Here is a 13,372-nt window from a genome sequence, read left to right on the forward strand (position 1 = left end):
GAAAAAGGCTTGCCGCAGCAAGCCTTTGGAGAGGGGCATCAAGCGTTCTGGCGGTGCTGCTTTTCCAGTTTCTTCTTGATCCGGTCGCGTTTGAGCGTGGACAGGTAATCGACGAACAACTTGCCGTTGAGGTGGTCGCATTCGTGCTGGATGCACACCGCGAGCAGGCCTTCGGCGATCAGTTCGTAAGGCTTGCCGTCACGGTCCAGAGCCTTGATCTTGACCTTCTGCGGGCGGTCGACGTTTTCGTAGAAACCCGGCACCGAGAGGCAGCCTTCCTGGTATTGCTCCATTTCCTCGGTCAGCGATTCGAACTCGGGGTTGATGAACACCCGCGGTTCGGTGCGGTCTTCGGAAAGGTCCATCACGACGATACGTTTGTGCACGTTGACCTGGGTCGCGGCAAGGCCGATGCCCGGCGCTTCATACATTGTTTCAAACATGTCATCGACCAGCTGACGCACTTCGTCGTCCACTACAGCCACAGGTTTGGCGATAGTGCGCAGACGCGGGTCCGGAAATTCGAGGATGTTCAAAATGGCCATAAGCTTGATTGCTGCACGTGTGAGGTAAAGTCGGGCGATGGCCTGGCGGGTCCGAAGATGCAGGCTACCGTTGTGAAACGTAGCTCCTTGATTTTCAGCATAGAGCAGGGAGCGAGCCACGGGGGCTCTGGCGTTTCACGCGAACGCACATAATAAAGGGATTCACCGCATGAGGAAATCACTACTCGCCCTGCTGTTTCTGGCCTCGGCCAGCGCCGCGCACGGGCAGGTGCAACTCAAGGAAGGTTTTCCACAGCAATACACGGTGGTTTCGGGGGATACGCTCTGGGACATCTCCGGTAAATATTTGCGCGAACCCTGGCAGTGGCCGCAGTTGTGGCGGGCCAATCCGCAGATCGAAAACCCCAACCTGATCTATCCGGGCGACACGCTGACGCTCAGTTACGTCAACGGCCAGCCGCGCCTGACCGTCAATCGCGGTGAGTCGCGCGGCACCATCAAGTTGTCGCCACGCATCCGCACCAGCCCGGTAGCAGAGGCGATTCCGAGCATTCCGCTCAAATCCATCAACAGCTTTCTGCTGAGCAACCGCATCGTCGACAAGGTCGAGGACTTCGACAAGGCGCCGTACATCGTCGCCGGCGATGCCGAACGGGTGCTCAGCGGCACCGGTGACCGGATCTTCGCCCGTGGCCATTTCGACCCGAACCAGCCGGTCTACGGCATCTTCCGCCAGGGCAAGGTCTACACCGATCCGCAGAGCAAGGAGTTTCTGGGGATCAACGCCGACGACATCGGCGGCGGTGAGATTGTCGCCACCGAAGGTGACGTCGCCACCCTCGCCCTGCAACGCACGACTCAGGAAGTGCGCCTGGGCGACCGCTTGTTCAGTGGCGAAGAGCGTTCGATCAACTCGACCTTCATGCCTAGCGCTCCCACCACCGACATCAACGGCCTGATCATCGATGTGCCGCGCGGCGTCACGCAGATCGGTGCGATGGACGTGGTGACCCTGAACAAGGGCAAACGCGACGGCCTGGCCGAGGGCAACGTGCTGGTGGTGATGAAAACCGGCGAAACCGTGCGTGACCGGATCACCGGTCAACCGCTGAAAATACCGGATGAACGCGCTGGCTTGCTGATGGTGTTCCGCACCTACGACAAACTCAGTTACGGCCTCGTGCTGAACGCATCGCGCTCGCTCGCGGTGCTGGACAAGGTGCGAAATCCTTAGCTGGCTTCACAAGTTACCAACAGAGTTATCCACAGCTTGTTCCGAAAGGTTCGGGCCTTATAACGATCAAGGATGATCCATGATGATGCCTGTCTCTCCGTCGGTTTCCCCGGCGGAACTGGAAGCGCGCCTGCGCCTGCACCGCTTGCCGGAAATCGGTCCCAAGCGTTTCACCAAACTGCTCGAAGCCTTCGGCTGCGCCTCGAAGGCAATCAGCGCTCCCGCCAGCGCCTGGCGATCTCTGGGTTTGCCAGCGGCCTGCGCCGAGGCCAGACGCTGCCCTGAAGTTCGCGACGGCGCCAGCCACGCATTGCGCTGGCTAGAGCGTCCGGATCAACATTTGTTGATGTGGGATCACCCGGATTACCCGGCCTTGTTGGGGCAGATTCCCGATCCACCGCCTCTGCTGTTTGTCGCTGGCGACCCACGGATTCTGGAAAAACCGCAACTGGCGATGGTCGGCAGTCGCCGCGCTTCCCGCCCGGGCATGGACACTGCTGCTGCATTTTCCCGCAGCCTCGCGGGGGCCGGATTCGTCATCACCAGCGGCCTGGCGCTGGGCATCGATGCGGCGGCGCATCAAGCCGCTGTCGACGTCGGCGGGCAAACCGTCGGGGTGCTCGGTACCGGTTTGGAAAACTTTTATCCACAGCGCAACCGACGGCTGGCGGACGCGATGATTGCGTCTGGCAGTGCGGTGCTTTCGGAGTTTCCTCTGGACACCGGGCCGACGGCGAGCAACTTCCCCAGGCGCAACCGGATCATCAGCGGTTTGTCCCTTGGCGTGCTGGTTGTCGAGGCCAGCGTTGCGAGCGGTTCGTTGATCACTGCGCGGCTGGCGGCGGAACAGGGTCGCGAGGTTTACGCCATTCCGGGTTCGATTCATCACCCCGGCGCCCGGGGTTGTCATCAGTTGATCCGTGACGGAGCCGTGCTGGTGGAAACTATCGAGCACATTCTCGAAGCGCTGCGCGGCTGGCAGCACCTGCCGGTATCCACAGCTGCAGCGAATCCGGAGAACCCGTTGTTGAGCCTGCTGCTCGCGGCGCCGCACACCAGCGAGGGGCTGGCCGACAGCAGTGGCTGGGCGCTGCCCAAAGTGCTGGCGGCGCTGACCGAACTGGAGATGGATGGCCGCGCGGTGTGCGAAAACGGCCGCTGGTTTGCGCGCGTGAGCTAGGTTTTACATTGAAGATCGGTAAACTGCGCGAAACCTGTTTGCGGAGAGTTTTTCATGGTCAACAGTTGGCGTGTGCAACAAGCCGCACGAGAGATTCGCGCCGGGGCGGTGATTGCCTATCCAACCGAAGCCGTCTGGGGGCTGGGGTGCGATCCTTGGAATGAAGAGGCGGTGGATCGTCTGTTGGCGATCAAGAACCGTTCGGTGGACAAGGGCTTGATCCTGGTCGCCGACAATATTCGTCAGTTCGATTTTCTGTTCGAGGATTTCCCCCAGGACTGGATCGATCGCATGGCCAGCACCTGGCCGGGCCCGAACACCTGGCTGGTGCCGCACCAGAACCTGTTGCCGGAGTGGGTGACCGGGGTGCATGACACCGTGGCGCTGCGGGTCAGCGATCATCCGCAGGTGCGGGATCTGTGCTCGCTGGTAGGGCCGTTGATTTCGACATCGGCCAATCCACAGGGGCGACCGGCGGCGAAGAGTCGCTTGCGGGTCGAGCAATATTTCCGAGGTCAGGTCGATCTGGTGCTCGGCGGAGCGCTTGGCGGTCGCAAGAACCCGAGCCTGATTCGGGATCTGGCCACTGGCAATATCGTGCGCCCGGCCTGATACCGCCCTTGGTTGATTTCGTGAGTACTCCTCGGCTTTCATGGCGAGGAGTACTACGCGTGCCTGCGATTTTTCCTTCATTTATCTGAAGTTATAGCCCCGCGTTTTGTTTGAATTTTTCCTTTCTACGTCAGATGAATCTTTAAGTATTCAATTGTTGTAATTTTTCCGACGTTATTCTCAGAAGCCACACAGTGGCGATTTTTCTAAAACCATTCATTATTTCAATGCGCTCAGAAAACTTCGAAAAGTTAACGGCTGCGGAGAAGAAATGGATATCAGGGATTCGCAATTAACGGATTATCTGCAGGAGATTCAGGCGACCTTTAAAAGGCGTCATGAAAACTATCGCATCGTTATTCTTGAAGCAGGATCAGACACACGAGAGTTTGAACGGTTTGTTTCCCGTCATTTTCGATTGCGATTGCAACACTACATGTTGACACCCAGAGCCAGGTCACTTGAAACACGCCTGGCGATTATTTCGCGCAGTACCCACTTTCTGTTGTATCAGCACGACAGGCCCACGGCCGTATTGAGAGTGACCCCTGCGCCGTTCGAATGGGCCTCACTGGCGCAGCAGCAACTGTCTCCCGCCACGACGCTGTCGCGCCATGTCGAGTTCAGTCGCTTGATCAGTCACTCGCAAACTCAGTTCCCCATGTCGATCAACGGTCTGCTGGCCGCTGCCACGGAATGGGCGGTCACGCGGGGTTATGAGGGCGTTACCGCGCTGTGCCGATCACCGCAGCGGCGACTGTTCCAGCGCTTCGGCCTGACGCCCATCACCACCGACGCCCTTCGCATCGAACAGCGCCAACGCGGCGATTACTGGCTGCTCTCGGCTCAATGGCAGCAAATCCTCACAGCACTTCAACAGTCCGCCCACCTGCTCGCCAACCCATTGGAGACCCCCGTTGATGAATACGCCTCTCAGTTTTGAACAACAATTAAGCCTGCTCGATGAGCGAATCGAAAAATCATGGGCCGATATTCTGGAAAGTTCGCGGCTGGTGAATGCCATCCGCGAAGGTAGCGTTTCAAAAGCCTTGTATGCGATCTACATGATCCAGACTTTTCACTACACGGCGCACAATGCTCGAAATCAAGGACTGGTGGGTGTTAGACATGCGGATAATCCGGTGTATGCCAAGTTCTGCTTTGAACATGCGGCACAGGAAGTCGGTCATGAAAAAATGGCTCTGCATGATGTCATGAGTCTAGGTTTGAAGAATGAAATTTTCGATATTCCGCCAGCACTTCCGGCCACCGATGTGCTGATCGCTTATTTATATTGGATTTCCTTTACCGGTAACCCGTTACAACGGCTTGGTTATAGTTATTGGGCAGAAAATGCCTATCAGTTCATCACTCCGCTCATTAATAGCCTGAGTGAAACGCTGGCGCTCAAACCCGCGCAACTGACTTTCTTCATTGCGCATTCCGACATTGATATCGAGCACTTCAATGAAATCAAACTCATGCTGCAGCGCACCTGCAAGCGTCAGGAAGACTGGGATGCGATTAGCACTGTCATGGAAACCAGTCTGCGTCTGACTGGCAACATGCTCGAGGCGGTTTATGAGCAGTTCGAGGCCTGGCAAAACGCGCTGGCGCCCCGTTATGACTTCCTCCATGCGCTGGACAACCAATGACAGCCTCACACCCATGTTCAGATCAGAAGGCTGGGGGCAGACATGGCTGATTATTTCGACCGGCTCAACTACACGCTCGGCGATGAGGACACCGCGCTTGAGTACGCGATCCTGCCCAGACATGCCGGGCACGTGCTGGGTATCGCCGGATGCGGCGGCCGGCTCTTGCCGTTATTGGCCGCCGCCCCGGCACGCATGACCTGTACCGATATCAGCGCGCCGCAACTGGCGTTTACCCGATTGCGTTTTGCCCTGCTGGAACAGACGGATCACGAGTCGTTCATGGCGTTCATGGGCTATCGAATGGAAAGTATGAGGGCGCGACGCCGCTCCATCTTCCAGCAACTGGTTTTACCGCCGGCGGATCGTCGCTGGCTGTCCGTGTTTTTTCAGTCCCGACGTTGGGAAGCGCCGATCTACATGGGCGCATTCGAGCAGACCCTGAAGCGCTTGGCGAAGATCACCGGACTGTTCACCGGCAAGGCCGGCCGGGGCATTTTTCAGTTCAGCCAGCTCGAGGAGCAAACGGAGTATTACCGAAACCGCTTTCCCCTCAAGCGCTGGAAAGCCGTGATCGCTTTGCTGGGAAACGCAGCAGTCCTCAATTCGCTGCTGTACAAGGGCGCGTTTCCACCCAACAACCTGGGGATCAGTTCCCGCGCGGCGTATCTGGAAATTTTCCATACGTTGTTCACCACTCAGGTGGTCCGCGAGAGCTTTTTCCTGCAAATGCTGTTTTTCGGTGAGCTGCGTTATCCACAAGGCTTTCCGCTGGAGTGCGATCCGCAGATTTTCCAGCGGGCCCGCGAGGGGCTTCAGCAGTGCGAGTTACGCGTGGTGCAGACCGACATCCTTGACTGTGTTGCCGGGGAAACAGCCATCGATTTCGTATCGCTGTCGGACGTGCCTTCCTTTATGCCCGAAGCGGCCGGCAAGAACGTTTTGCAGCGCCTGGCACCGGCCCTGTCGGAAAACGCACAGGTGGTCATGCGCGGGCATTTGCATGTGGTGCGACCCGATTGGGCAGGTTTCTGCGATATCACCCAGCAGTACCAGGCAGACATTGCGCGAGAAAAAACCCAGCTCTGGCATGTCCAGATCTATCGCCGCACACCCTCTTTGCAGGTATCCCGATGAACACTTTTCAACCGACCGTCAATTGGGTCAAAAACCGTGTCCGGCAAGCGCGTGACGATCAGCAACAGCTATTCGATGCCGGGCTCAATGGTCTGAAACTGGCTAAACGTGAAGGCAAAGAGATCGAGCTCGACAGCGGTGAACGGCTGACCGAGTTTCTCTCGTGTTCTTATCTGGGGCTGGAGTGTGATCCTCGCTTGATTCAGGAGGCGATGCACTCCGTCGAGTCCTTCGGCGTGCAGTTCGCCGCCGCACGAACCCGGGCGCTGTTGCCACCCATGCGTGAGCTGGATGAACTGCTGAACCGGATATTTCAGGGGCATTCGGTCACCTTCAACTCGGTGGGCAGTGCGCACCTTGGCTGTCTGCCGCTGCTCGGCTCCGGCGAGATGCCCTCATATCCCATGCGTCGTGGCCCCTGCTGGGTTGTCGACCGTTCCGCTCATGCTTCGATGCAAGTGCTGCAAGGCATTCTCTGGCAATTCGGGCCGATACAGCGCCGCGATTGCAGCGATGTAGAGCAGGTGGAGGAAGCGTGCTCAACGGCGGTCGCGGCGGGTAATACGCCCATTATCCTGACCGACAGCATTGGCTCGATGCGCGGTGTTTACCCGATCAACCGGCTGCTGCAACTGGCGGAGCGTTTCGACGGTTATCTCTATGCGGATGACGCCCACGGCACCTCGATCCATGGCGTGGCTGGAGGTGGTTACGCACTGGACGCGGCGGATGAACGACAACGCGGCCGGCTGATCCTGGTGTCGTCGCTGTCGAAGGCGTTCGGTGCAACCGGTGGGGCGATCACTGTGCGCACCGAAGCGGATGCCGAAATGATCCGGCGTCATGCGTCGACCTACACGTTTGGCGGACCATTGTCAGTTGGCGGGGTGGGCGCGGCAGTTGCTTCGGGGAAAATTCATTTGTCGCCGGAATTGGGTCAGTTGCAGGTGGCGCTGTGGAGAAATATCGCCACGATCGACCGTTTGCTGGGGCCAGTGCTGGGTAATCATCACGTCGCATCCCCCATTCGTTTCGTCCGCGTCGGTGCCGAGAAAGATGCGATCAGCCTGGCGCAGCATTTGCGCCGGCAGGGTATGGCGGTCACCACCGCGCTGTTTCCGGTGGTGGCCAAGGGCGAGGCGATTCTGCGTCTGGCCATCAGCGCGAGTCACAGTCAGCGCCAGCTGGAATGTCTGGCGAACGCCGTCCGTAGCGGATTCGATGAGCTGGGCATTCGTCAGGGAGGGCGCGGCCATGAGCAATGAACTCGTCACGGATGTATCGGCCGAGGCTCTGACACACAAATTGGCTTACGCACGCTCACTGCCATGGTTTCGTGCGCTGTATCCGAGAATCCTGGAAGTACAGGGATTGGCCGATCTGCATCGACTGCCGGTTCTGGCGGTGGAAGACGAGTCCGGCGGCGGGCTGTTTTCCGCGCTCGGTGAAGCTTCACATCGAGCACTGGGTGGCGGGCTGACCCTGACCTCGGGAGGCAGCACCGGCAATCGCAAACAGATCACCCATTCCTGGGCGTTCAACGCTGCAATCGTACCCTTGGGGGCACGGATGTTCGGCGAGACGGACGAACGCCCTGAGGTGGTCATCAACTGCCTGACGGCCGGGGAAATGCAGGGCGCCTTTCAATACGCGTCGGCCATCGTCCAGCACATTGGCGCACGCCTGCTGCCTGCCGGTTCACAGATGGGCGTGCAGCGCGTTGCCGAGCTGATTCAGGCACACAAGGTGGATACGTTGATATGCACACCCTCCTTCGCCGCCGCGTTGTTCAATCATGAAACAGTCGGCGCTGTGCAATTGTGCAGCCTGAAGTGGCTTTACTACATTGGAGAATCCTGCAGTAAAACGCTGCAGGACCAGTTGGCCCGGGATTGGCCGACGCTGAAGATCCGCTCGCTGGGTTACAGCTCGACTGAGACCGGTCCCATCGGTTTTCAGTGTGCCCATCTGGACCACGGTTCTTATCACCTGCATGCCGATGCCATGTTGCTCGAAGTGGTTGATCCGCTGACCCTGCAAGCTGTGGCTGAAGAAAAAACCGGTGAGTTTTTACTGACGCCGCTGCTGCCCGATCATGTGCCGTTGCTGCGCTACCGGATCGGGGATCGTGGGCGAATCCTGCGCACAGTGACGAAGTGTGCCTGTGGCAGTCCCATGCCGGTGCTGGCGCTTGAGGGGCGGGTCGAGACATCGATCAAACTGGGTGGCGCGCTCATCACCCAGTCACAGGTATTGCACGTACTCCGGCAGCTTTTGCCGCAGTTGCAGGCCACCGATGTCCAGGTGCAGATTGATCGACGGCCCGAGGGGGCACGCATGCGTCTGGTCCTCGCCGAAGACTCACTGACAGCCGACACACGAAGCGTCATTGAAGATGCGTTGCAGGTTGAAGGACAAGCCAGCGCACTGTTCAGGTTGCCCGGTGTGCTGGGGCTGGAGGTGAAGCGTCTTGCTCGTCAGGAGTTCGAAACCACCCTGGCCGGCAAGACGCCGTTTTTTGTGACGTCTGAACAGACCCCGGCACCGTCATGAAGATGGGACGAGGTCATCGGTGGTCAGGGCAGCAGGACAGTCGAGCCCGTGGTGCGCCGCGCCGACAGTTCGGTCTGGGCTTTGGCCGCGTCAGCCAGCGGATAACGCTGGCTGATATCCACTTTCAGCTTGCCGCTGGTGATCATCCCGAACAGCTCGTCGGCCATGCGCTGCAGGTTTTCGGCGTTGTTGGCGTAGGTCGCCAGAGTTGGCCGGGTGACGTACAGCGAGCCTTTCGCCGCCAGAATCCCCAGATTCACGCCGTCAACCGCGCCCGACGCATTGCCGAAGCTCACCAGCAGGCCACGGGGCGCCACGCTGTCCAGCGAAGCCGGCCAGGTGTCCTTGCCGACGCCGTCGTAGACCACCGGGACTTTTTTCCCGTCGGTCAATTCCAACACGCGCTGGGCGACGTTTTCGTGGCTGTAGTCGATGGTTTCCCAGGCGCCATGGGCCTTGGCGAGATCGGCTTTGGCTTTCGAGCTGACGGTGCCGATCAGCTTCACGCCCAGGGCTCTGGCCCATTGGCAGGCGAGCAAACCGACGCCCCCGGCCGCTGCGTGGAACAGAATGGTTTCACCACCCTTGAGTTCGTAGGTCTGGCGCAGCAGGTACTGCACGGTCAGGCCCTTGAGCATCACGCCGGCGGCGGTTTCGAAGCTGATGGCGTCCGGCAGGTGCACCAGATTCGCTTCCGGCAAGACGTGGACGTCGCTGTACGCGCCCAACGGGCCGCTGCCGTACGCCACACGGTCACCGACCTTGAACCGGGTGACCTCGCTGCCCACGGCCTCGACGATACCGGCGCCTTCCGCACCCACACCCGACGGCAAGGTCGGTGGCGAGTAAAGACCGCTGCGGTAGTAGGTGTCGATGAAGTTCAGGCCGATGGCCTTGTTGCTCACGCGAACCTGCTGCGGACCGGGTTCGGCGGGTTGATAGTCAACGTACTCGAGCACTTCGGGGCCGCCGTGGGCGCGGAACTGGATTCGCTTGGCCATCTGCCTACTCCTTGGGTCATTTGGGAAGGTCCCTATCGAACGCTCATGCTTGATCTTCGTCAACTGCGGCGTGCCGGTTTGCGATGGTATGCTACGCGCCCATTTGCGCGGGGCGCCGCGCAGTTCCGCCCGATCCAAGGTGAAGCCATGACGACCCGCACCGACGCCGTAAAGGCCTATCTGCTCGACCTGCAAGACCGCATCTGCGCCGCGCTGGAAACTGAAGACGGCGGCACGCGCTTTGTCGAAGACGCCTGGACCCGTCCGGCCGGCGGTGGCGGTCGGACCCGGGTGATCGAGAACGGCACGGTGATCGAAAAGGGCGGCGTCAACTTTTCCCACGTCTTCGGCAGTGGCCTGCCACCGTCTGCCAGTGCCCATCGGCCGGAGCTGGCCGGGCGTGGTTTCGAAGCCCTTGGCGTGTCGCTGGTGATCCATCCGCACAACCCGCATGTGCCGACGTCCCACGCCAACGTACGTTTTTTCATCGCCGAGAAGGAAGGTGAAGAACCGGTCTGGTGGTTCGGCGGTGGCTTCGACCTGACCCCGTACTACGGCAACGAAGAAGACTGCATCCACTGGCACCGCGTCGCCGAACAGGCCTGCGCGCCGTTCGGCCCGGACGTCTACCCGCGCTACAAGGCCTGGTGCGACACCTACTTCCACATCAAGCATCGCCACGAGCCGCGCGGCATCGGTGGCCTGTTCTTCGATGACCTGAACGAGTGGGACTTCGACACCAGTTTCGCCTTCATGCGCGCCATCGGCGATGCGTACATCGACGCTTATCTGCCGATCGTGCAGCGACGCAAGAACGATGCGTTCACCGCCAAGCAGCGCGAGTTCCAGGAATTCCGTCGCGGCCGTTATGTCGAGTTCAACCTGGTTTACGACCGTGGCACCCTGTTCGGCCTGCAATCGGGCGGGCGCACCGAGTCGATCCTGATGTCGCTGCCGCCGCAAGTGCGCTGGGCCTACGACTGGAAAGCCGAGCCGGGCAGCGAAGAAGCGCGCCTGACCGAGTACTTCCTGCAAGATCGCGACTGGCTGGCCCAGGCCTGAGGATTTCCGATGGATCGTTACGTCGTTTTCGGTAACCCGATCGGCCACAGCAAGTCGCCGATGATTCACAAACTGTTCGCCGAACAAACCGGGCAAAGCCTCGACTACAGCACCCTGCTGGCGCCGCTCGACGATTTTTCCGGCTGCGCAACGGCGTTTTTCCAGGAAGGTCGCGGCGCCAACGTGACCGTACCGTTCAAGGAAGATGCTTATCGCCTGGCCAACAGCCTGACCGCCCGCGCCGAACGCGCGGGTGCGGTGAACACCCTGAGCAAACTGGCCGACGGCAGCCTGCTCGGCGATAACACCGACGGCGCCGGTCTGGTGCGGGATCTGACGGTCAACGCCGGGTTCAGCCTCACCGGCAAACGCATTCTGCTGCTCGGCGCCGGTGGCGCAGTGCGCGGTGCGCTGGAGCCGTTGCTGGCGGAGAAACCGGCCTCGGTGATCATCGCCAACCGCACGGTGGACAAGGCCGAGCTGCTGGCCGAACTGTTCTGTGATTTGGGACCGGTGTCGGCCAGTGGTTACGACTGGTTGCGCGAGCCGGTGGACGTGATCATCAACGCCACCTCCGCCAGCCTCACCGGCGACGTGCCGCCGATTGCCCCAAGCCTGATCGAGCCCGGCAAGACGCTGTGCTACGACATGATGTACGGCAAGGAACCGACCGCGTTCTGCCGCTGGGCCAGCGAGCATGGCGCAGGCGTGGTGATGGACGGCTTGGGCATGCTGGCCGAACAGGCTGCCGAAGCGTTCTTCCTGTGGCGCGGTGTGCGTCCGGACACTGCGCCGGTTCTGGCGGAATTGCGTCGGCAGTTGGCGCTGTAAGGCGCCCTCAGTCCTCGAACCGGATCGGGCATTTCTCCGGCCCTTCGAGTTTGCGCAACTCCTCCACCACCTGCGGTCGCGCCTGACGCAAGGTCAGGCTGCGATCCTGGCGCAGAAGCCGCCGGGCTTCCTGATGGAGCATTTCCACGCCTGAATAGTCGATGAAGTTGATCTGCTGCGCCTCGATCACCACCCGCGCGCCATGCATCCGTTGCAGGCGTACTTGCAGGTAGTGGCTCGCGCCGAAAAAGATCGACCCGCCGACCCGCAACACATCGTCTTCACCATCGCGCCAATGCTGCACCCTCGGCTGCGAAGTGCGCTTGAGGTAGAAAAACAACGAGGCCAGCACGCCGGCATAGATCGCCGTCTGCAATTCCAGCAGCAACGTGGCGACGCAGGTCAGGCTCATCACCACAAATTCCGCCCGGCTGACCCGCAGCAACGCGCGAATGCCGCGATGATCCACCAGTCCCCAGGCGATCAGCAGAATGCTGCCGGCCATGGCCGGGATCGGAATGTGCGCGATCAGCCCGGCACCGAAGATCGCGAACAACGCCACCCACAACGCCGAAAACACCCCGGCCAGCGGCGAACAGGCCCCGGCCTCGTAGCTCAGCCCGGAACGGGTGAACGAGCCGGCCGACAACGATCCCGAAAAGAACGCCCCGACAATGTTCGAAAGACCCTGGGCGCGGACTTCCTGGTTGGCGTCGAGCAGCTGTTGCGAGCGTGCGGAAATTGAACGGGCAATCGACAGGCTGGTGACCAGCCCGAGCATGCCCACCGCCACGGCGCTGGGCAGCAGGCGCAGGATCAGGTCCATATCCAGCGGCAATCCACTGAACGGCGGCAAGCGCCCGACAAACGCGCTGACCAGTTGAACATGGCCGAACATCGCCGGCCACAGCCACACCACCAGACTGCCGAGGACCAAGGTCATCAACAGCGTCGGCCAGCGCGGCAGCCATTGTTTGAGCAAGGCGCCAACCACCACCGTGGCCGCACCGAGGACCAGCGATGGTTTATCCACAGTCCCGAGATGGCGAAGCAAATCCATCAGGCTGGCCAGCGCCGTGGCCTTGGCCGGCAGATCCAGCCCCAGCAGGTTCGGCAATTGACCGATGGCAATCACCACCGCAGCGCCTAGGGTGAAACCCAGCACTACGGAATGTGAGACGAAATTCACCAGCGCGCCGAAGCGCAACAGGCCGAGCAGCCACTGGAAAATCCCGGCAAGGAAGGTCAGCAGCAGGATCAGGGTGATGTAGTCCTGTGACGCAGGCACGGCCAACGGACTGACACTGGCGAACAGCACAATCGAAATCGCTGCCGTCGGCCCGCAGATCAGATGCCACGACGAGCCCCACAGGCAGGCGATCAATACCGGGACGATGGCGGCATAGAGCCCGTATTCCGGTGGGAGACCGGCGATCAGGGCGTAGGCAATCGACTGGGGCAACGCGAGAATCGCCCCGCTGAGCCCGACGACCAGGTCCCGCCCGACGCTGGCGCGAGTCTGCCGGGGCAGCCAGGTCAGGAAGGGGAAAAGTGAGCGACGGCTGGGGAGGGCCATGGATCCTCTCGGTTTGGGATGGGTG

General features: G+C 60.5%; 13 protein-coding genes. 10 read left to right on the plus strand and 3 right to left on the minus strand.

All coding sequences use genetic code 11. The features are described 5' to 3' along the window. Positions 1-38 precede the first annotated feature (38 nt). Positions 39-545 (minus strand): peptide deformylase, encoded by a 507-nt coding sequence (gene def / locus ABFB52_RS01080; RefSeq protein WP_064116564.1) that lies wholly within the window; start codon positions 543-545, stop codon positions 39-41. Between the two features lie 169 nt (positions 546-714). Between def and ABFB52_RS01085 the strand changes: the two genes are divergently transcribed. The 8 genes from ABFB52_RS01085 (at position 715) to ABFB52_RS01120 (ending at position 8,877) form a co-directional block, all read left to right on the plus strand. Next, positions 715-1,740 (plus strand): LysM domain-containing protein, encoded by a 1,026-nt coding sequence (locus tag ABFB52_RS01085; RefSeq protein ID WP_129972473.1) that lies wholly within the window; start codon positions 715-717, stop codon positions 1,738-1,740. Positions 1,741-1,819: 79 nt separating this feature from the next. Next, complete coding sequence (dprA, locus tag ABFB52_RS01090; protein ID WP_129972474.1) at positions 1,820-2,920, plus strand: DNA-processing protein DprA; 1,101 nt, start codon at positions 1,820-1,822, stop codon at positions 2,918-2,920. 54 nt (positions 2,921-2,974) lie between these two features. Continuing rightward, the gene (locus ABFB52_RS01095) at positions 2,975-3,532 is read left to right on the plus strand and encodes an L-threonylcarbamoyladenylate synthase (RefSeq protein WP_007954101.1); all 558 of its coding nucleotides are present in this window, start codon (positions 2,975-2,977) and stop codon (positions 3,530-3,532) included. A 271-nt stretch (positions 3,533-3,803) separates the two neighbouring features. Next, positions 3,804-4,475, plus strand: a complete 672-nt coding sequence (locus tag ABFB52_RS01100; protein WP_085748018.1) for a hypothetical protein — start codon at positions 3,804-3,806, stop codon at positions 4,473-4,475. Next, positions 4,453-5,187, plus strand: a complete 735-nt coding sequence (locus tag ABFB52_RS01105; protein WP_129972475.1) for an iron-containing redox enzyme family protein — start codon at positions 4,453-4,455, stop codon at positions 5,185-5,187. The genes ABFB52_RS01100 and ABFB52_RS01105 overlap by 23 nt, the downstream gene beginning before the upstream one ends. 42 nt (positions 5,188-5,229) lie before the next feature. After that, positions 5,230-6,324, plus strand: coding sequence for a DUF3419 family protein (locus tag ABFB52_RS01110; protein ID WP_102717955.1), 1,095 nt, complete (start codon positions 5,230-5,232; stop codon positions 6,322-6,324). Then, complete coding sequence (locus ABFB52_RS01115; protein ID WP_085748021.1) at positions 6,321-7,589, plus strand: aminotransferase class I/II-fold pyridoxal phosphate-dependent enzyme; 1,269 nt, start codon at positions 6,321-6,323, stop codon at positions 7,587-7,589. The genes ABFB52_RS01110 and ABFB52_RS01115 overlap by 4 nt, the downstream gene beginning before the upstream one ends. Continuing rightward, entirely contained in the window at positions 7,579-8,877 is a 1,299-nt protein-coding gene (locus tag ABFB52_RS01120; RefSeq protein ID WP_129972476.1) for an AMP-binding protein, read from the plus strand. The genes ABFB52_RS01115 and ABFB52_RS01120 overlap by 11 nt, the downstream gene beginning before the upstream one ends. A 23-nt stretch (positions 8,878-8,900) precedes the next feature. Here ABFB52_RS01120 and ABFB52_RS01125 read toward each other — a convergent pair whose 3' ends face one another. Continuing rightward, positions 8,901-9,878: an NADPH:quinone reductase gene (locus tag ABFB52_RS01125; protein WP_085748023.1), complete on the minus strand. Its 978-nt coding sequence runs from the start codon at positions 9,876-9,878 to the stop codon at positions 8,901-8,903. Between the two features lie 147 nt (positions 9,879-10,025). Here ABFB52_RS01125 and hemF point away from each other — a divergent pair, with 147 nt between their 5' ends. Both hemF and aroE read left to right on the plus strand, forming a co-directional pair. Further along, entirely contained in the window at positions 10,026-10,940 is a 915-nt protein-coding gene (gene hemF, locus ABFB52_RS01130) for an oxygen-dependent coproporphyrinogen oxidase (RefSeq protein ID WP_007954079.1), read from the plus strand. 9 nt (positions 10,941-10,949) lie between these two features. Next, positions 10,950-11,771 (plus strand): shikimate dehydrogenase, encoded by an 822-nt coding sequence (gene aroE / locus ABFB52_RS01135; RefSeq protein WP_064379616.1) that lies wholly within the window; start codon positions 10,950-10,952, stop codon positions 11,769-11,771. Between the two features lie 7 nt (positions 11,772-11,778). Here aroE and ABFB52_RS01140 read toward each other — a convergent pair whose 3' ends face one another. Continuing rightward, the gene (locus ABFB52_RS01140; RefSeq protein ID WP_085748024.1) at positions 11,779-13,347 is read right to left on the minus strand and encodes a SulP family inorganic anion transporter; all 1,569 of its coding nucleotides are present in this window, start codon (positions 13,345-13,347) and stop codon (positions 11,779-11,781) included. Between the last annotated feature and the right edge of the window lie 25 nt (positions 13,348-13,372).

This window comes from Pseudomonas sp. 9.2(2024), assembly GCF_039695385.1.
In the GTDB taxonomy this organism is placed as follows: domain Bacteria; phylum Pseudomonadota; class Gammaproteobacteria; order Pseudomonadales; family Pseudomonadaceae; genus Aquipseudomonas; species Aquipseudomonas paraglycinae.

Excerpts from the sequence above, each read along its gene's own strand:
- def (WP_064116564.1), bottom strand. The coding sequence starts at position 545 with ATGGCCATTTTGAACATCCTCGAATTTCCGGACCCGCGTCTGCGCACT.
- ABFB52_RS01085 (WP_129972473.1), top strand. The coding sequence starts at position 715 with ATGAGGAAATCACTACTCGCCCTGCTGTTTCTGGCCTCGGCCAGCGCC.
- ABFB52_RS01115 (WP_085748021.1), top strand. The coding sequence starts at position 6,321 with ATGAACACTTTTCAACCGACCGTCAATTGGGTCAAAAACCGTGTCCGG.
- aroE (WP_064379616.1), top strand. The coding sequence starts at position 10,950 with ATGGATCGTTACGTCGTTTTCGGTAACCCGATCGGCCACAGCAAGTCG.
- ABFB52_RS01095 (WP_007954101.1), top strand. The coding sequence starts at position 2,975 with ATGGTCAACAGTTGGCGTGTGCAACAAGCCGCACGAGAGATTCGCGCC.
- ABFB52_RS01100 (WP_085748018.1), top strand. The coding sequence starts at position 3,804 with ATGGATATCAGGGATTCGCAATTAACGGATTATCTGCAGGAGATTCAG.
- ABFB52_RS01125 (WP_085748023.1), bottom strand. The coding sequence starts at position 9,878 with ATGGCCAAGCGAATCCAGTTCCGCGCCCACGGCGGCCCCGAAGTGCTC.
- hemF (WP_007954079.1), top strand. The coding sequence starts at position 10,026 with ATGACGACCCGCACCGACGCCGTAAAGGCCTATCTGCTCGACCTGCAA.
- ABFB52_RS01110 (WP_102717955.1), top strand. The coding sequence starts at position 5,230 with ATGGCTGATTATTTCGACCGGCTCAACTACACGCTCGGCGATGAGGAC.
- ABFB52_RS01120 (WP_129972476.1), top strand. The coding sequence starts at position 7,579 with ATGAGCAATGAACTCGTCACGGATGTATCGGCCGAGGCTCTGACACAC.
- ABFB52_RS01105 (WP_129972475.1), top strand. The coding sequence starts at position 4,453 with ATGAATACGCCTCTCAGTTTTGAACAACAATTAAGCCTGCTCGATGAG.
- dprA (WP_129972474.1), top strand. The coding sequence starts at position 1,820 with ATGATGATGCCTGTCTCTCCGTCGGTTTCCCCGGCGGAACTGGAAGCG.
- ABFB52_RS01140 (WP_085748024.1), bottom strand. The coding sequence starts at position 13,347 with ATGGCCCTCCCCAGCCGTCGCTCACTTTTCCCCTTCCTGACCTGGCTG.